This is a genomic window from Gordonia jinghuaiqii (assembly GCF_014041935.1).
Taxonomy (GTDB): domain Bacteria; phylum Actinomycetota; class Actinomycetes; order Mycobacteriales; family Mycobacteriaceae; genus Gordonia; species Gordonia jinghuaiqii.
Window position 1 is genome coordinate 4,705,445 of record NZ_CP059491.1, and the last position, 17,755, is coordinate 4,723,199.

The window sequence follows — 17,755 nt, forward strand, 5'->3', positions numbered from 1 at the left end:
ATGGACTTCGCCCACGATCCCTTCCAGTCCGACCGTGCCGAGCCCGGCGAGCAGACCGCGCCGACCGTGCCGGACGAGCGGCCCGAGCGCGACGAGCAGCCCGAGCCCGATGAGGTCGGCACCCAACGGGTGTCCCTCGACGCGCTGATGGGCGACACCGACACCGACACCGACACTGCCGGCACCACCGAGGAGGTCGCCGAGGTCGGCACCCAGAAGGCTGACCTCGCCGCGCTCACCGCCGACCCCGAACATCCGGCCGGCCCCGACGCCGCCGACCGCCACGCCACTGATCCTCACGTCGGGACCCAGGCCGCCGAGCCGGTCTTCACCGTCGGCATCAGGCCCGAGAACCGTTCCGAGGGACGGACCGACCGGGTGACCCGTACGGGCCCGACCGTGCCCACCCTGGAGGGCGATTCGGGCCCGCTCGGCCGGCGCCTGGTGCCGCGTCGTCGGCCACCCGTGCATGAACGCCGACTCGGCAGCGGCCTCGTCGAGATGCCCAAGATCACCGACATCGAACCCGAGGACGCCGTCATCGACGACCCGGTGATCGCGGAGAGCAAGCGGTTCTGCTGGCGGTGCGGCAAACCCGTCGGCCGGCTCGACGGCGAGGGTGCTGGTCCGCCCACCGGAGACTGCGCCAATTGCGGTGCGCGCTACTCGTTTGTGCCCGGCCTCGCACCGGGGACCCTGGTCGCCGAGCAGTACGAGATCGCCGGCGCGATCGCCCACGGCGGCCTCGGCTGGATCTACCTCGCGATCGACCGCAACGTGAGCGACCGCCCCGTCGTTCTCAAGGGCCTGCTCAACTCCCTGGACTCGGAGGCGCAACGGGTCGCCGTTGCCGAGCGCCAGTTCCTGGCGTCGGTGAACCATCCCGGTATCGTCAAGATCTACAACTTCGTCGAGCATGTCGACGACAACGGCGAGCGCTTCGGTTACATCGTGATGGAGTACATCGGCGGCCAGACGCTCAAACAGATCACCTCCGGAGGCCCCGGCAACAGACTGTTGTCGGTGGAGCAGGGCCTCGCCTACATCCTCGAAGTGCTTCTCGCGGTGGGATATCTGCATTCGGTCGGCCTGGTCTACAACGATGTGAAGCCCGAGAACATCATGGTCGGCAGCGACGAGGTCAAACTCATCGACCTCGGCGCGGTGTCCCCGATCAACGGATACGGGCATCTCTACGGCACGCCGGGTTTCCAGGCTCCCGAGATCGTCGAGACCGGTCCGCAGATCGCGACCGACATCTACAGCATCGGCCGCACCCTCGCTGTGCTCACCGTGCCGATCGAGATGCGCAACGGCCGCTACGTCGACGGACTGCCCCCGGCGTCGGAGACCCCCGTCTTCCGCAACAACCCGTCGTATTACCTTCTGCTGCAGCGTGCGACGGCATCCGACCCGGCCGAACGATTCGTCTCGGCCGAGGAGATGAGCACCCAGGTGCTCAACGTTCTGCGCGAGACGGTCGCCGTCCACACCGGCGTGCCCCGCCCGGCGTTGTCGACCGTGTTCACCCCGCAGCGTTCGACATTCGGCACCGATCTCATGCTCGCACCGGTCGACGGGTTCTTCGACCCCGACCAGGCCGCCTTCTACGACCCGGTCGACATCGCCAACGCGCTGCCGGTGCCCCTGGTCAATCCGCTCGACCCGGCGGCGAGCCTGCTCACCTCCGCGGCGTTGTCGGATCCACGCCAGACCCTGGACTCCATCAACACCGCACGGGCAGAGGGTTTCGCGTCGCTCTTCGGCGGCCGCCCGGTCCAGAACGCCCACCCGTCACGGGAGATCGATCTCGCCGAGGCACGCGCGCACCTCCAGCTCGACGACGTGGACACCGCACTCGCCCTTCTCCGCGAAGTTCGCATCAACCACGGGGATTCATGGCGGGTCGAGTGGTACATGGGGATCTGCGCGTTGATGAACGACGAGCCGGAGCTCGCCTATGAGCGGTTCGACGAGGTGCTCGGGGCGATGCCCGGCGAGGTTGCCCCCAAGCTCGCGGTCGCCGGCACCGCCGAGCTCATCGGCCGGTGGCTGTCCGCCGAGAAGGGTACGGCGAAGTCCGCAGAGAAGATTGCGCACCTCTATGACGTTGCGCAACACCACTATCACGATCTGTGGCTGACCGATCACAGCATCGTCACCGCCGCATTCGGGCTCGCCCGGCTCGCGGTCGCCAACCGAGACATCGATGCCGCGATCCAGCCTCTCGACGAGGTGCCGGCGACAAGCCGGCATTTCAACACCGCTCGCGCCACTGCGATCATCGCTCTCGTCCACGGCCGCCCGACGTCGCAGGTCACCCGCGAGCAGATCGTCGAAGCCGCACGACGTCTCGAGCAGATCCCCGACACCGAGCCCCGTAAGGTCCGGATGCTGCTCATCGTGCTGGGCACGGCGCTGGGGTGGATTCACGACAATCCCGAGCAGGCCTCGGCCGACAAGGAGCCGTCCACGCTTCTCGGGTTCCCGTTCACCGAGTACGGAATTCGTACCGGCACCGAGCGTTCGCTGCGCCAGCTCGCCCGTCAGACACGGAACAACCGGGACCACCGCTTCATGCTCGTCGACCTCGCCAACTACGTGCGCCCGAACACGTTGTTCTGAGGGCGGCCGACCGGAACTCTCAGAATCGGATCTGTTGCCCCACAGGAGCCCACACTCTTGCGGCAGTTTGAACCGCATACCGGACCATACTGCCGCAACAAGCGATCGGAGAAACCCGAGACCGCGCACGACCATTGGCAACTCCACAGCGTGAGGTTCCCGGGGCCGAGCTCGGGTTCCCCTCGGTTCAGCGAGCGGACAGCGACGCCACCACCGCTGCGGACTGGCGCGCGATGGCCAGCTCCTCGTTGGTCGGCACCACCAGCACCTCCACGGCGCTGTCGTCGGCGGATATCCGTCGAGCCGCCTTGTCGCGCACTTCGTTTCGTCCCGGATCGACGCGGATGCCGAACCCTTCGAGTCCGGCGAGGGCCTCGGACCGCACGCGCGCCGAGTTCTCGCCGACACCCGCGGTGAAGGTGATCGCGTCCAGCCGGCCCAATGCGAAGGTGTACGCCCCGAGATAGCGACGCAGCCGGTGGATGTAGACGTCGAAAGCGCGCCGGGCCGCGGCGTCACCGGAGTCCATCAGTTCGGTGATGGTCCGGAAGTCGTTCTCACCGCACAGACCCTTGAGCCCGGCACGCTTGTTGAGCAGGGTGTCGATCTCGTCGACGCTGAGGTCGGCGATCCGGTTCAGGTGCAACACCAGACCTGGATCGATGTCACCGCTGCGCGTGCCCATCACCAGTCCCTCGAGCGGCGTCATGCCCATCGACGTGTCGATCGGATGTCCACCGGCGATGGCCGACGCCGACGCCCCGTTGCCCAGGTGCAGCACGATCTGGTTGAGGTCGGCGGGATCGCGCCCCAGGAACTCGGCTACCCGACCGGAGACGTACTCGTGGCTCGTGCCGTGGAAACCGTAGCGCCGGATGGCATGTTCGACGGCGACCTCGCGGTCGATGGCGTACGTGGCGGCCGCGTCGGGCAGGCCGTGGAAGAAAGCGGTGTCGAACACCGCGACCGACGGCACGTCGGGCAGCAGGTCCTGGGCGGCCAGGATCCCGACGAGGTTGGCCGGGTTGTGCAACGGTGCGAGCGTGGAGATCCGCTTGATCTCGGAGATGACGTGCGGTGTGACCAGAGTCGGCTCGTGGAACGATCGACCGCCGTGTACCACCCGGTGACCGACCGCGGTCAGACCCGCGCTCGCCAAGTCGGTACCGTTGTCGGCGAAGAACTGCTCGGCGCGCTGTACCGCGGCGAGATGGTCGTCGAGAACCAGTGTCTCGGTGACCGACTCACCGTTCTGCTCATGAGTGATCGATGATCCCGCGTCCCCGATCCGTTCGGCGATGCCCTCGGCCAGGACGGTACCGTCGTCCGGTTGCACGAGTTGGTATTTCAGCGACGACGAACCCGCATTGAAGACGAGGACGGCACCCGTGGTGTCGGCCATCAGCGTTCCTCCTCGCCGCCGGTTTCCGCGGGCGCGACGGTCTGCTCGGCCTGCGCCTGTTGCGCCTGGATCGCGGTGATGGCCACGGTGTTCACGATGTCGGAGACCAGCGCTCCCCGGCTGAGGTCGTTGATCGGTTTGTTCAACCCCTGCAGCACCGGCCCGATCGCGACCGCCCCCGCACTGCGTTGAACCGCCTTGTAGGTGTTGTTGCCGGTGTTGAGGTCCGGGAAGATCAGCACGGTCGCACGTCCGGCGACCGGGGAGTCGGGCATCTTGGTCTCGGCCACCGAAGGCTCGACGGCGGCGTCGTACTGGATGGGCCCCTCGACGAGGAGCTCCGGCGCCCGCTCACGCACGAGTTCGGTTGCGGTCTTCACCTTTTCGACGTCGGCTCCCGATCCCGAGGTACCGGTGGAGTAGGACAACAACGCGACCCGCGGATCGATCCCGAAAGCGGCGGAGGTCCGGGCGGAGGAGATCGCGATGTCGGCGAGTTGTTCGTCGGTCGGATCGGGCACGATTGCGCAGTCCCCGTAGGCGAGTACCTTGTCGGCGAGACACATGAAGAACACACTCGACACCGTGGACACCCCCGGCTTGGTCTTGATGATCTCGAATGCCGGACGGATCGTGTGTGCGGTGGTGTGCGACGCACCGGACACCATGCCGTCGGCACGGCCGGTGTGCACCATCATCGTGCCGAAGTAGGAGACGTCGCGCATCTTCTCCTGTGCGCGTTCGAATTCCATCCCCTTGTGTTTCCTGAGTTCGGTGTAGATCTCGGCGAACTCGTCGAGATACCCGGAGGCGGCCGGGTCGATGACGGACACGTCGCCGAGGTCGAGTCCGAGCTCGACCGCACGCGCGCGAACGTCGTCGGGATCGCCGAGGAGCGTGAGGTCGGCGACCCCGCGCCGGGCGAGGCGATTGGCGGCACGCAGGATACGGTCGTCGTCGCCCTCCGGCAGCACGATGTGCTTGCGGTCGGCACGCGCCCGGGAGACGAGTCGGTACTCGAACATCTGCGGGGTCACGACCGTCGGCGTGGCGACGTTGAGGCTGTGCAACACCTGTTCGGGATCGACGTGGGTGTCGATGAGCGCCAGGGCGGCTTCGATCTTGCGGGCCGATCCCGCGCCCAGCCGACCCCGGGTGTGGGCCGCGGCGCGTGCGGTGTCGTAGGTGCCCTGCTGGCAACTGATGATCGGCAGAGTCGGCTTGAGTCCGCTGACCAGGGCCTCGATCATCGGATGCGGTTTGAGCCCGCCGTTGAGGATGATCCCCGACAACCGTGGGAAGCCCTGCGCAGTGTTCGCATTGACCAGTGCCAGCAGGACATCGGAACGGTCTGCCGGGGTGATGACGACGGTGCCGTCGGTCAGCCGCTCGAGGATGTGCTCCACCGTCATGCCGCCCACCATCACCCGCAGTGCCTCGCGGTCGAGCAGCTCCTCGTCGCCGCTGTACATGGTCGCGCCGAGGGCTTCCTTGAGCTCACCCATCGTGGGCGCGAACAACACAGGCTCCTCGGGCAGGCACAACGCCGGTATCCCGGTGCGCACCAGCTGGGCATGGATCTCGTCGAGCCGGTCGGGATCGCATCGGTTGGCGACCAAGGCGATCGGGGTCGCGTGGGCGGCGGTGACCTCGGCGATCGACGCCTCGGCGAGCCCGCGCAGCTCGGCGGGTGAACGATCGATCGCCCTGAGCGCCAACACCATCGGCGCCGACAGATTCGCCGCGATCCGGGCGTTGTAGCTCAGCTCCGACGGGGTGCCGACATCTGTGTAATCCGAGCCGACGATGACCACACGATCGCAACGGGATCGGAGTGCGTGGTAGCGGGCGACGATCTCCGCGATCGCACCTTCCGGATCTTCGTGGACCTGCTCGTAGGTGACGCCCAGGCAGTCCTCGTAGGGGATGTCCACCGAGTCGTAGTCGATGAGCAGGTCGAGGACATGGTCCCGCTCACCGGCCGCCGCGCGTGAGATCGGGCGGAAGACGCCCACCCGGCCGCCGGTCGCCGACAGCAGGACCAGCAACCCCAGCGCGACGATCGACTTGCCGGTCTCCCCCTCCGACGAGGCGATGTAGATGCTGGTCGTGGCCTCGGCGCCGGGTGCCGGTTCGGCGTTCCCGACGGGATCGGCATTGGCGGCGTGCTCTGCATCCGTGGCCATGCGCCCAGCATAGTGGCGTCGCTGCCGTTCAGGATGCTTCCCAGATCAGGTGCCCCGTCAGATCAGGATGCCCGGGTTGCACACCCCATCGGGGTCGAGATGCGCTTTCACCGCGCGGAGGGCTTCGAGCGCGAGGGGCCCGATCTCGTCGTGATAGGCGTCGCGGTGATCGCGGCCGATCCCGTGATGGTGTGTGATGCTCGCCCCGGCAGCCCGAATCGCGTTGTTTGCGGCGGTTTTCGCGGCTCCCCAGTCGGCCAGCGGATCGGTGCCGAACGGTGCGACGACCGTGAAGTACAGCGATGCGCCGGATTCGTAGACGTGGCTGACGTGGCACATCACGAGCGGCGGGGTGCCCGAGGCGGTGAGGGAGCCGGTGATCGCCTCGGTGACCGCCGCCCGCAACCCGTGCAGCTTCGACCATAACGTCACGGTCTCCAGCGTCTCGACCAGGACCCCCGCGTCGAGGAGCGGATCCCGGAGGTACGGTCCGGCGAAACGTCCTGTGCGCCAGGCCTCGCCGGGTTCGGTACCCAGCGCTGTGCCACCCGCGTCGGTGAGTACCGCCGACGCCGCGTCCCGGCGGCGGCGGACCTCGTCCGCCTCGCCCTCGTAGCCGGCGATGACCAGACATCCCGACGACTCGCCGCCGAGCTGATCGGGGTCGGCGAGGTTGATCGCGGTCTCCACCTCGTCGGAGAGCCGGATCACCGTCGGCAGCGGCCCGTCCTGGGCGAGTCGTCGCAGAGCGGTCGCACCCTGCTCGAAGGATGCGAAGCGCCAGCCGTCGAAGACGCGGCCGGCAGGCGCCGGGCGGATGCGGACGCGCACGCTCGTGATCACCCCGAACACGCCCTCCGACCCGAGGATCAGCTGACGCAGGTCGGGGCCTGCCGCCGAGCGCGGGGCCGTGCCGAGTTCGACGGTCCCCCGCGGGGTCGCGAGGACGAGTCCTTCGACCATCTCGTCGAAGCGTCCGTAACCCGCCGACGACTGCCCCGCCGACCGGGTGGCCGCATATCCGCCGATCCCCGCGCCCTCGTAGGACTGGGGAAAGTGCCCGAGTGTCCAACCGCGTTCGCGCAGAAGCGTTTCCGCGGCGGTCCCGCGCAGCCCGGCCTGCAGCGTGGCGAGTCGAGAGATCTCGTCGATCTCCTCGATCCGGTCGAGCCGCCTCAGATCCAGGCTGACGACACCGTCGTGCCCGGTTGCGTCCGGGGCGAGCCCGCCGACCACCGAGGTGCCGCCGGTGAACGGCACCACCGCCACGTTGAGTCGCGCGCAGGCGGCCAGGATCTCGACGACCTCGTCGTGATCGCCCGGGTAGACCACGAGATCGGGTGCGTCGACTGCGTTCCCTGCGCGAAGTCGCAGCAGGTCCGGCATCGAGAAGCCTCGGGTGTGCTGCACCCGGGCCGTGTCGGCGTCGGTGAGGTTCTCCGCACCGACGATGGCCGCCAGCCGGGCGCGGACGGCGTCGGACATCGCCGGACCGGGCAGCGTGATGGTGTCCGGGTCGACCCCGTGATGCGGTGCCGACTCACCCGCGAGTGTCGCGGCCGCACCGGGCAGCTCGGTGGTTCGCGCGGGATCGCCCCAGCGCGGGCGGTGCATCTGGATGACCGGCAGAAGGGTCTCGTCCCCGGGGTGCTCCCCGGCTCGCTGGTCACCGGGTCGCTGGTCGCCGGTCACGCGCAGATCACCGCTCCGTCTTGACGATGGCCCGCACCACGAGTTCGGCGATCTCCTCGTCGGAGAGAAAGCTGTCGGGGATCAGCATCAGCGAATAGATGGTCCGCACCAGGAACTCGGCGGCTCCGCGCGGATTGGGCAGCAGTTGATCACCGATCTCCGGCTCCAGATCGGGCAGCGTCTCCGCCACGATCTGATGGATGAGACTGGGGCCTGCGGAGTCGCTGGTCGACACGAGGGCCCGCACGATCTCCTCGGGTTCCTTGTGCAGGACGTACTGCAGTGCCTCGTGGCCACGGATGTAGGGCAACACGTTGACCACCTGGGCGCGGACCTTGCCGGCCGCGTCGGGCGCGGTCTGCGCCCACTCGGTCAGCTTGACGCGGAGCAGGGAGACCTCGCGTTCGACGATCGCGGCGACCAGCGCGTCGCGACCGCCGAACATGCGGTACGCGGTGGCCCGTGCGACCCCGGCGTGACGTGCCACCGAGGTCAAACTCAGCGTCTTGGCGCCGAACCGGGACACCAGCCCCACTCCGACGTCCACCATGCGGTCACGATCCATGCAAGAAACCGTAGCGAATCACGTGGGGCGGGGAACTGTCGTGGTGGTCGTTGTGGTGTCCGGCGGGGAGATCTTCGACGCGCCGTCGTCGTCCGACCGCGGCGGGTCCGCCGGTTCCACGGGTTGCGCCGGGGCACTCCTCGTGGACGGCGCATCGCGCGTGGAAGGGGGCGGCGCAGGTGCCGAGTGCCGCCGCGGTGCGGGGTTCGTGGTGCGTGGGCCGGCAGCCTCACCGCGGGCGATGATCGTGGTGTGCCGGGAGACGCGGTCGTTTCCCGGCGCCCCTCCCTCGCAGCCCACGTCGAAGCTCCGCGGCAGATTCCCCGGGACGACGGCGCCCAGTGTTCCGCGTTCACCGGGGCCGAGGGTGACCGTGTCCGTCGGGCGGTTCGCACCGCTCGGCGTCAGCGAGCAGAGCACCGGTGGAATGCCGGTCGCGTTGTTGCGCAGGATGATCTGCAGCCTGGAACCGTCGACGCGGAACGAACAGAACGGAACCGGACCGCTGCCGGAGAACGAGCTGCAGATCTGGGCGGACGGCGCCGCGGGTGAGGACGAGTCGACGACGAGAAGCGTTCCCACCGCGCCGATCGTGAGCGAACCGCCGATCGCGACACCGGCGACGAGCTTGCGCATGGGAGTCCCTCCTACGGCGTTCCGGCGGGCGTTCCGGCGGGTGTGCCGGTCGACTCTGGCGGCGTCGCCGCCGGTGACGATGCGTCAAGGCTACGCGCACTGCGCGCCCCACGACGCCTCATCGGCAGCAGCCGCCGGGCGATCGCCACGCCGACGATGCACAGCACCCCACCGACGATCCCGACGCCGGTCGGCAGCTCGCCCAGAAGCATCCACGACAGGACGATGACGATCGCCGGGACCACCAGTGTCGTCGCCGCCATCGCACTCGCGTCGGTACGGGCGAGCGCATATGCCCACGTCGAGAACGCGATCGCCGTCGGGCCGACGCCGAGGTAGATCACCGCCCAGATCGCGGACGGGTCGGCACCTGCCAGTTCGGCGAGCGCCGTCGGCGCGAAGGGCATGGTTGCGACGAGACCCGCGACGGACCCGAGCCAGGTGGCCGCGAGTGCGTCCACCGTGCGCAGTGCCGACTTCTGGATGAGTACGCCGGTGGCGTAGAGAACCGCGGCGGCAACTCCGAGGACTATTCCTAGCCAGTTCGCGTGCGCATCGGCTGTCGCCGATCCGCCGAGCGCGATCAGCACTACCCCCGCGAACGCAGTCGTCATCCCGATCACGAGGTGGCGTGGAAAGCCCTCTCCCAGAAACAATCCCGCGTACACGGCGACGAGGACCGGGGCGAGGTTCACCAGCAGTGCGGCCGTGCCAGCGTCGAGATGCTGTTCGGCCCAGTTCAACAGGACGGTGTAACCGGCGAACCACGCGACGCCGTAGGCGATCACCAGAACCAACGGGCGGCCCCGGGGCAGCACCGGACGAGTGGGCGCATCGGCGCCCCGCCTGCGCAGACGGACGCCCATCACGATCACCGTCAGCGGCACCACCGCGGAGAGCAGGCGCAGGAACGCCATCGAGCCCGGCGAGAAGGTGTCGCCCAACGCCCGGATGCCCACGAACGCCGACGCCCACAGCACGACGGTGACGATCGCGGCGAGTGCCGGCAGCGAGGCGGCGGGGACGAGGCTCGTCGGCGACCGGCGTGGCGACATGGCATCCAGCGTCGCGTATCGGCGACTTCAGAACAAGTGAATATTTCTTTTGGATAGTTCAGTCGCACTGTAATGTCGCCGGTTGTAGTGTCACCGGCATGGTCGACATCCATCGACTCCGCGTCCTGCGTTCGGTCATCGGCGAACGGTCCATCGGCGGTGCCGCCGCCGCACTGGGATACACGCCATCGGCGGTGAGTCAGCACATCGCCGCCCTGCAGCGGGAGACCGGACTGGTGCTGGTGGAACGGGATGGCCGGGGCATCGTGGCCACCGAGGCCGGCACCATCCTCGCCACGGAGTCCGAGTCGGTGTTCGAGCAGCTCGCCCGTGTCGACGGCCTGATCTCCGAACTCCGCGACGGACGCCTCGGTCAACTGCGGATCAACTACTTCGCGTCGGCCGGCACCACCTGGATACCGCCCATCGTGGCCACGATCTCACGCGAGTTCCCCGGCCTGCGACTGGACCTGCGACTCATCGAACTGATGGGGCCGTCCGCGACGTCGCCGGATGTCGAGATCTACGTCGAGGACACCGGCCGGCCGTCGGTCGATGTCGGCGGATTCGTCAGCCGACCGTTGACCACAGATCCGTATCACGCAGTGGTGCCCCCCGATTCGGAATGGGCGACCCGCGACCAGGTGACCCTGAGGGAACTGTCGGGGGTGCCGTGGGTCGACAACGACGTCGCCCGCGGACCCTGCCGCCAGGCGCTGCTCGACGCCTGCACCGCGGTCGGCTTCGCACCCGACTTCAGCATCGAGACACAGGATTACCCGACCGCGATACGGTTCGTCGCCGCCGGCGTCGGACTCACCGTCGTGCCCCGCCTGGCTCTTCTCGACCTGCCACCAGGGGTCGCGGCGGTGCCCATCGTGGACCCGACGCCCGCCCGGTCGATTCGGGTGCGGATACGTCAGGCCGCAATCGAACTGACTCCGGTGCAACGCGTCCTCGACCTGCTCGAAACTGCTGTCGCACAGACGATCTCGTAGGCTTCGGCGGGGCTCAGCCGGCGGGAGACGCGGCTCAGCCGGCGGGAGACGGGCGAACTCAGCCCAACGCGCGCAGACGCGGGGCGAGGTCGCGCTCGAAGTTCTCGAGGAACCGGCGCTGATCGTGACCGGGTGCGTGGAACACGAGGTGATTGAGTCCGGCGTCGGTGTAGAACTTGACCTTCTCGACGGCTTCGTCGGGGTCGGAGGTGACGATCCACCGCTTGGCGACCTGCTCGATGGGCAGCTCGTCGGCGAGGCGTTCCATCTCGGTCGAGCTGTTGACGCTGTGCTTCTGCTCCGGCGTCAGCGACAACGGCGCCCAGAAACGCGTGTTCTCCAGTGCCAGTTCGGGATCGGGATCGTAGGAGATCTTGATCTCGATCATCTTGTCGATGGCGTCGAAGTCGCGTTCGGCCTTCTGGGCACCTTCGGCGACCGCGGGCAGCAGCTTCTCGGTGTAGAGCTCAGCGCCCTTGCCCGAGGTACAGATGAAACCGTCGCCGGACCGGCCCGCATACCGCGCCACGACCGGCCCGCCGGCCGCGACGTACACCGGGATCGGTTGCTCCGGAACGTCATACATGTAGGCGCCCTGCGTGTGGTAGTACTCACCGTCGAAGTTGACCTCTTCGCCGGTCCACAACTCACGCATGAGCGTGATCGACTCACGCAGCCGGGCGAAGCGCTCCTTGAACTCGGGCCACTCCCCCTGGAAGCCGGTGGCGTACTCGTTGAGTGCCTCGCCGGTGCCGACGCCGAGCATGATCCGGCCGGGGTACATGCAGCCCATCGACGCGAAGGCCTGGGCGATGACGGCGGGGTTGTAGCGGAAGGTCGGGGTCATCACCGACGTGCCGATCTGCACCCGCTCGGTGCGTTCGCCGACCGCCGCCATCCATGCCAGCGAGAAGGGGGCGTGGCCGCCGTTGTGTCGCCAGGGCTGGAAGTGATCGCTGACCGCGACCGAGTCCATGCCGTGCTCTTCGGCCGCGACCGCGATCTCCACCAGTTCCCGCGGATCGAACTGTTCCGCAGATGCCTTGAAGCCCAGTTTGAGTTCTGCCATGTCTGCCTCGCCCCTTACCGTCGGCCTGAGCCGACCTGCGTGCCCGGTCGATCGCGTCTGTGATCTCGCTTACCAACCTAGAGCATGACGAGGAGACCGACGTCAGAGGCCGATCCCGCTCACACCGGGGCCGCGTCGTGCCTCGCCTCCCGGTGGGCGTGCGCCGAGGCGCCGGCCCGGGTGTCGGCGATATGACTCTCGAGCAGGTCGGCAGCACGATCGGCGTCCCGGTCGCGGACGGCGTCGAGAATTGCCCGATGCTCGGCGACCGACACGTCGTGACGTCGGCCCGCGGTCGGCAGGTAGTAGAAGCGCACCCGTTTGTTGACGTCGGCGACCATCGCCTCGAGGACCCGATTGTGTGCGCACCCGGCGAGCCCGACGTGGAAGTCGCAGTTGATCGCCGACAGCGCGGCGTCGTCGGCGGTGACCTCCTGCCGGTCGACGATGCGCGCGAGGGCGTCGAGTTGTGCGGCGGTGCGTCGTTGCGCGGCGAGCCACGCCGCGCGCCGCTCGACGACGAGGCGGGCCTCGAACAGATCGGCCAGTTCCGCGGGGTCGCGTTCACGCACGTAGGTACCGCGATTGTGGCGGCGACTGACCCACCCCTCCGCCTCGAGCGAGCGCAGGGCCTCGCGAACCGGGATGTGGCTCACCCCGGACGCCCGGGCGAGTTCGTCGGCGTTGATCCGGGCCCCCGGCGACAGCCGTCCGGAGAGGATCGACTCCTCCACGTCGGCTCGGATGCGGTCCGCGGGAGCCGGTGTGGTGGCAGCACCTGCGCCGCTGTCGATCATGCGACCTGATCCTATATGAATTGCGTGATCTCGCAGGCTGATTGGGAACAGTCCTCCACCCCGACCCACTGCGTCCCGCGGCCCTGAGACCGTCTGACCACCTGTTAATGGGTCGTTAACACGACGGCAATCGTCGCGCGACGATCGACGCGTTTCCTATAGGAACTGGGTCGCGCGAGACCTCGACGACCCCGCCCGACGTACCCGCTCCGCCCGACAACCGGACCCGCGAAGGACACATCCATGACTTCGGCTGCACCACACAGCTTTCCGGCCCTCTCCGACGCCCGGCCGTACGCCTGGCCCTACGACGGCGGCTTCGACCCGGCCCACACCGCGCTGCTCTGCATCGACTGGCAGACCGACTTCTGCGGCCCCGGCGGATATGTCGATTCGATGGGGTACGACCTCGCCCTGACCCGCACGCCCCTCGAGCCCACGGCGCGCGTCCTCGCCGCCGCGCGCGAGGCCGGCCTGACCGTGATCCACACCCGCGAGGGACATCGACCGGACCTCTCCGACCTGCCGGCCAACAAGCGCTGGCGCTCGGGACAGATCGGGGCCGAGATCGGGTCCTCCGGGCCCTGCGGCCGCATCCTCATCCGGGACGAACCGGGATGGCAGATCGTGCCGGAGGTCGCGCCGATCGACGGCGAGATCATCATCGACAAACCCGGCAAGGGCGCGTTCTACGCCACCGACCTGGACCTGGTCCTGCGGACCAATCAGATCACGCACATCATCCTGACCGGCATCACCACCGACGTCTGCGTGCACACCACGATGCGGGAGGCCAACGACCGGGGTTATGAATGCCTCATCCTCTCCGATTGCACCGGCGCCACCGACCCGGCCAACCACGAGGCGGCGCTGAACATGGTCACCATGCAGGGCGGCGTGTTCGGAGCCGTCGCCTCCTCGGCCGACCTCCTGACAGCGCTGGGCGCGGCGTCGCGAATCGAATCCGCCATGGCCTGAACGTCCGATTGGACTTCAAGTTGGGTTGAAGTCCTACGGTGGAGGACATGAGCATGGAATCGGTCGCCTGGGACATGATGTACAAGTCCTCCACCCTCCCCAGCAGCAGGCGACTCCGCGCGGACCGCCGGCTGACGCTTCGCCGGATCGGCGGGTTCGCCCAGCCGCACCGTCGCCGCATCGGGTGGTTCCTCGTCCTGTCCGTGTTCACCGCGGTGCTGACCGTGGTGACCCCGCTGCTCGCCGGCAAGGTCGTCAACCTCATCACCGACTCCGGGTCGGAGACGATGATCATCGGTCTCGCGGTCGCGATCGCACTGATCGCCGTCACCGAGGCCGCCGCCGGGATCGGGATCCGATGGTTGTCGTCCAACATCGGCGAAGGCCTGATCCTCGACCTGCGGCGCGCGGTGTTCGACCACGTGCAGAAGATGCCGGTCGCGTTCTTCACCCGCACCCGCACCGGAGCGCTGGTCAGCCGGCTGAACAACGACGTGATCGGCGCGCAGCGCGCCTTCAGCGACACCCTGTCCGGCGTCGTGTCCAACATCGTGACCCTCACGCTGACGGTCGGGGTGATGCTGGCCATCAGCTGGCAGATCACCCTTCTCGCGCTGATCCTGCTACCGGTCTTCGTGGTGCCGGCCCGGCGGATGGGACGCCGGATGGCGGCGCTGTCACGGGAGGCCGCCGAGCACAACGCACGCATGTCGACCCAGATGACCGAACGCTTCTCCGCCCCCGGCGCGACGCTGGTGAAGCTGTTCGGCCGGCCCGATCTGGAGTCGCGGGAGTTCGCCGACCGAGCCGAACGCGTCCGCGACATCGGCGTCCGCCGGTCGATGCTGCAGGCCTACTTCATGACCATGCTCACGCTGGTGTCCGCGCTCGCCCTGGCGCTGGTCTACGGACTCGGCGGATGGCTCGCGGTGCGGGAACATCTGTCCGCCGGCGCGGTCGTGTCGCTGGCACTGCTGCTGACCCGGATGTACGCACCACTCACCGCCCTGGCGAACGCACGCGTCGAGATCATGAGTGCGCTGGTCAGTTTCGAGCGCGTCTTCGAGGTACTCGACCTGCCGCCGCTGATCGCCGACGCGCCCGACGCCATCCCGGTACCCGGCACCGAGGGCGGCCGGCCGGTGCCGATCTCGGTCCGGTTCTCCGACGTGTCCTTCGCCTACCCGTCCGCCGACAAGGTGTCCCTCGCATCACTGGAAGAGGTTGCGCAGCTGGACAACCGGGCCGAATCGACGGTCCTGCACCACGTCGACATCGACGTCAAGGCAGGCAGCATGGTCGCGCTCGTGGGCAGCTCGGGTGCCGGTAAATCGACCATCGCGAACCTGGCGACCCGCCTCTACGACGTCGACGAGGGTTCTGTTCAGCTGGCCGGGGTCGACATCCGGCGGCTCCAGAGCGCGTCGGTGCATCGCACGGTCGGACTGGTCACCCAGGACGGACATCTGTTCCACGACACCATCCGCGCGAATCTCGTTCTGGCCCGGCCCGATACGTCCGACGACGAGATCTGGGACGCGCTGCGCCGAGCCCGCCTCGACGAATTGGTCGGCTCGTTGCCCGACGGCCTCGACACCATCGTCGGAGAGCGGGGCTACCGATTGTCCGGCGGTGAGCGCCAACGCATGACGATCGCACGACTTCTACTGGCGCAGCCGTCGGTGATCATCCTCGACGAGGCGACCGCACATCTGGATTCGACGTCGGAGGCCGCGGTGCAGGAGGCCCTGGGCGAGGCGCTCGAAGGCCGGACGTCGATCGTGATCGCACACCGGCTCTCGACGATCCGGGCGGCCGACGAGATCGTGGTCCTCGAAGGCGGGCGCGTCGTCGAACGCGGCGATCACCCGACGCTGCTGGCCCGCAACGGGCGCTACGCCGAGCTGTACCGTACGCAGTTCGCCGGCGACGACCCCACCGACGAGGACGAGACGCTGACGGCCTGACCCGTCGAGACGCCGGGTGGCGGAGCTCAGTCGTCGAGGTCGTCGAAGTTGTCGATGAGGCCGCGGCGGGGCTTGCCGGGGTCGTTGACGCGCTCACCGAGCCGGCGGCGCAACTGCATCGCGATCAGGACGATGTTGACCACGACGACGGCGATGCCCACGGCCACCCAGAACCACTGCCCCTCCCGCCACCAGCCGACGGTCAGGAACCCGATGCAGGCGATCAGGATGGTCGCGCCGACGATGGTCAGCGTCATCGAGAACGTCTGCGCGCTGCGCGAGAAGTCGGGGCCGGTACTCACGAGAAAACTCCTGTGCTGGGAAGAACTGGTGTCCTGATCAGGACTGGACCACCATGACGATCGCGACCAAGACGGCCACCACCACTATCGCAGTGACGATGAAGATCACCCCGCCCGGGCCGGGCATCTCGCCGCCGTCGACCAGCGCCCTGGTGGTTCGACGCCACCGCCACGCCCCGATGAGTACCAGCGCACAACCCAGGACGACCATCAGCACCCCGACCGCGATGCCGAGGGCGGGGGTGTCGGCGTCGGGCGACAGATAGACCACGGCGATCCCGGCCGCCAGGAACCCGAGGGCCGTGCGCACCCACGCGAGCATCGTGCGCTCGGCGGCGAGGGTGAAGCGCGCGTCGACCGCCCCCGGCGGCCGCGCGGCCGCCGGGTCCGTGGTGTCGGGGTCGGGGTCGGCGCTCACGGCGTCAGCCGGCCCACTGGTCCTCTCGCTGGTCAGCGGTCTTGCCCTCTCGAATCACCCGCTTGGCAAAGGCTGCGGTCACCTCGACCGCCTGCAGCGTTTCCTGGTGACGGGAGCTCAGCACCGGAAATGCGTGTACCTGCCAAGCGTAACTGTGTGCGAACGCCTCGACCCCGGCCTGATCGAGCGACTCGATCAGGTCGATGACGTCGGGTTCGAGCATCTCGCCCTCGGCGGTCACCATGACCGTGGGCGGAAAGTCCGTGAGGTCGGCGTCGGCGATGCGACGGACGCCGGTCAGCGGCACCGGCCCCTTGTCGAACTGCGGGGCCAGCCGCGCCATCTTGGATTTGGGCAGGTAGGCGTCCGAGCGGCTCGACCGGTCGGGATTGGTGCCGAGGTCCAGGTCCAGCAGGGGCGAGAACCCGATGAGTGCGGGCGGCTTGGGCAATCCGCGGGCGGCGACCGCCTCGACCACCTTCGCGGCGAGGAATCCGCCGGCCGAGTCGCCGGCCACGACGACCCGTCGATAGCCGCGTTCGTCGATCAGTTCGGCGTAGGCGTCGAGAGCGTCCGCGACCGAGGTACCCACACCGGCGTTCGGCAGCTGCCGGTACTCGAGAGAGAACACCGGGGTCTCGCACGCACTCGCCAGGCGCGCCGCGATGGACCGATGGGTGCCGAGTCCGCACACCACGAACGCCCCGCCGTGCAGGTAGAGGATCGCGGTGTCGCTGTCCCGGCGCGACGGCCCGACCGGCATGATCAGTTCGGCGGGCCGGTTCGCCAGGACGAGCTGCTCGCGGACGACGCCGCGGGGTTTGGGCCCCACCGCGACCAGCCGGTCGATGAGGAACAGACCCGCCAGGCCCACCTTGTTGACCGGCCACAGGGCCAACGCCGGTTTCAGGAACACGCGTGCGCCGAACCACCGGGGATACGACAAGAGACTCGGTCGGCGGTGATGGACGATGGGCATCGGGATTCCTCCTGGTCTCGCCCGAAGCTACACCCGGACGTCGTCTGCTTCCGTGTATTCGCCGGGTTCTGCTGTTCACTGTGTCG

15 protein-coding genes are annotated in these 17,755 nt (G+C 68.4%); 4 read left to right on the forward strand and 11 right to left on the reverse strand.

The genetic code is table 11. The features are described 5' to 3' along the window. On the forward strand, positions 1–2,625 hold the full coding sequence (locus tag H1R19_RS20950) for a serine/threonine-protein kinase (RefSeq protein WP_219850060.1): 2,625 nt from the start codon (positions 1–3) through the stop codon (positions 2,623–2,625). A 187-nt stretch (positions 2,626–2,812) separates the two neighbouring features. On the opposite strand, the gene H1R19_RS20955 is transcribed toward H1R19_RS20950, so the two are convergent. From H1R19_RS20955 to H1R19_RS20980, 6 genes are all read right to left on the reverse strand, one after another. Beyond that, on the reverse strand, positions 2,813–4,027 hold the full coding sequence (locus H1R19_RS20955) for an acetate kinase (RefSeq protein ID WP_188328225.1): 1,215 nt from the start codon (positions 4,025–4,027) through the stop codon (positions 2,813–2,815). Then, a complete protein-coding gene (gene pta / locus H1R19_RS20960; RefSeq protein WP_219850061.1) occupies positions 4,027–6,213 on the reverse strand; it encodes a phosphate acetyltransferase in 2,187 nt (728 codons plus the stop codon). Before pta ends, H1R19_RS20955 begins: the two co-directional genes overlap by 1 nt. A gap of 57 nt (positions 6,214–6,270) precedes the next feature. Continuing rightward, positions 6,271–7,827 carry an FAD-binding oxidoreductase gene (locus H1R19_RS20965; RefSeq protein ID WP_219851825.1) on the reverse strand — a complete coding sequence of 519 codons (1,557 nt, stop codon included), beginning with the start codon at positions 7,825–7,827 and terminating at the stop codon, positions 6,271–6,273. An 85-nt stretch (positions 7,828–7,912) separates the two neighbouring features. Continuing rightward, positions 7,913–8,470 carry a TetR/AcrR family transcriptional regulator gene (locus H1R19_RS20970; RefSeq protein ID WP_188328227.1) on the reverse strand — a complete coding sequence of 186 codons (558 nt, stop codon included), beginning with the start codon at positions 8,468–8,470 and terminating at the stop codon, positions 7,913–7,915. 18 nt (positions 8,471–8,488) lie between these two features. Continuing rightward, positions 8,489–9,106 (reverse strand): hypothetical protein, encoded by a 618-nt coding sequence (locus H1R19_RS20975; protein WP_219850062.1) that lies wholly within the window; start codon positions 9,104–9,106, stop codon positions 8,489–8,491. Between the two features lie 11 nt (positions 9,107–9,117). Next, positions 9,118–10,161, reverse strand: a complete 1,044-nt coding sequence (locus tag H1R19_RS20980) for a DMT family transporter (protein ID WP_219850063.1) — start codon at positions 10,159–10,161, stop codon at positions 9,118–9,120. A 98-nt stretch (positions 10,162–10,259) separates the two neighbouring features. Here H1R19_RS20980 and H1R19_RS20985 point away from each other — a divergent pair, with 98 nt between their 5' ends. Then, entirely contained in the window at positions 10,260–11,159 is a 900-nt protein-coding gene (locus H1R19_RS20985; RefSeq protein ID WP_219850064.1) for a LysR family transcriptional regulator, read from the forward strand. 58 nt (positions 11,160–11,217) lie between these two features. Here the strand turns inward: H1R19_RS20985 and fgd are convergent, their stop codons facing one another. Then, a complete protein-coding gene (gene fgd, locus H1R19_RS20990; protein ID WP_219850065.1) occupies positions 11,218–12,228 on the reverse strand; it encodes a glucose-6-phosphate dehydrogenase (coenzyme-F420) in 1,011 nt (336 codons plus the stop codon). 119 nt (positions 12,229–12,347) lie between these two features. Continuing rightward, positions 12,348–13,025, reverse strand: coding sequence for a GntR family transcriptional regulator (locus H1R19_RS20995; RefSeq protein ID WP_219850066.1), 678 nt, complete (start codon positions 13,023–13,025; stop codon positions 12,348–12,350). Between the two features lie 243 nt (positions 13,026–13,268). Between H1R19_RS20995 and biuH the strand changes: the two genes are divergently transcribed. Then, positions 13,269–14,003, forward strand: coding sequence for a biuret amidohydrolase (gene biuH, locus H1R19_RS21000; RefSeq protein WP_219850067.1), 735 nt, complete (start codon positions 13,269–13,271; stop codon positions 14,001–14,003). A gap of 47 nt (positions 14,004–14,050) precedes the next feature. Beyond that, complete coding sequence (locus H1R19_RS21005; protein WP_219850068.1) at positions 14,051–15,970, forward strand: ABC transporter ATP-binding protein; 1,920 nt, start codon at positions 14,051–14,053, stop codon at positions 15,968–15,970. Positions 15,971–15,996: 26 nt separating this feature from the next. Here H1R19_RS21005 and H1R19_RS21010 read toward each other — a convergent pair whose 3' ends face one another. From H1R19_RS21010 to H1R19_RS21020, 3 genes are read right to left on the reverse strand one after another with little or no spacing between them, the layout of a single operon-like run. Beyond that, complete coding sequence (locus tag H1R19_RS21010; RefSeq protein WP_188328235.1) at positions 15,997–16,272, reverse strand: hypothetical protein; 276 nt, start codon at positions 16,270–16,272, stop codon at positions 15,997–15,999. Positions 16,273–16,309: 37 nt separating this feature from the next. Next, complete coding sequence (locus H1R19_RS21015; protein ID WP_257865667.1) at positions 16,310–16,690, reverse strand: YidH family protein; 381 nt, start codon at positions 16,688–16,690, stop codon at positions 16,310–16,312. A 4-nt stretch (positions 16,691–16,694) separates the two neighbouring features. Next, positions 16,695–17,669 carry an alpha/beta hydrolase gene (locus tag H1R19_RS21020; protein ID WP_188328236.1) on the reverse strand — a complete coding sequence of 325 codons (975 nt, stop codon included), beginning with the start codon at positions 17,667–17,669 and terminating at the stop codon, positions 16,695–16,697. Positions 17,670–17,755: the final 86 nt, after the last annotated feature.

Coding starts and splice junctions, on each gene's coding strand:
- H1R19_RS20950 (WP_219850060.1), top strand. CDS start 1: ATGGACTTCGCCCACGATCCCTTCCAGTCCGACCGTGCCGAGCCCGGC.
- H1R19_RS20955 (WP_188328225.1), bottom strand. CDS start 4,027: ATGGCCGACACCACGGGTGCCGTCCTCGTCTTCAATGCGGGTTCGTCG.
- pta (WP_219850061.1), bottom strand. CDS start 6,213: ATGGCCACGGATGCAGAGCACGCCGCCAATGCCGATCCCGTCGGGAAC.
- H1R19_RS20965 (WP_219851825.1), bottom strand. CDS start 7,827: ATGCACCGCCCGCGCTGGGGCGATCCCGCGCGAACCACCGAGCTGCCC.
- H1R19_RS20970 (WP_188328227.1), bottom strand. CDS start 8,470: ATGGATCGTGACCGCATGGTGGACGTCGGAGTGGGGCTGGTGTCCCGG.
- H1R19_RS20975 (WP_219850062.1), bottom strand. CDS start 9,106: ATGCGCAAGCTCGTCGCCGGTGTCGCGATCGGCGGTTCGCTCACGATC.
- H1R19_RS20980 (WP_219850063.1), bottom strand. CDS start 10,161: ATGTCGCCACGCCGGTCGCCGACGAGCCTCGTCCCCGCCGCCTCGCTG.
- H1R19_RS20985 (WP_219850064.1), top strand. CDS start 10,260: ATGGTCGACATCCATCGACTCCGCGTCCTGCGTTCGGTCATCGGCGAA.
- fgd (WP_219850065.1), bottom strand. CDS start 12,228: ATGGCAGAACTCAAACTGGGCTTCAAGGCATCTGCGGAACAGTTCGAT.
- H1R19_RS20995 (WP_219850066.1), bottom strand. CDS start 13,025: ATGATCGACAGCGGCGCAGGTGCTGCCACCACACCGGCTCCCGCGGAC.
- biuH (WP_219850067.1), top strand. CDS start 13,269: ATGACTTCGGCTGCACCACACAGCTTTCCGGCCCTCTCCGACGCCCGG.
- H1R19_RS21005 (WP_219850068.1), top strand. CDS start 14,051: ATGAGCATGGAATCGGTCGCCTGGGACATGATGTACAAGTCCTCCACC.
- H1R19_RS21020 (WP_188328236.1), bottom strand. CDS start 17,669: ATGCCCATCGTCCATCACCGCCGACCGAGTCTCTTGTCGTATCCCCGG.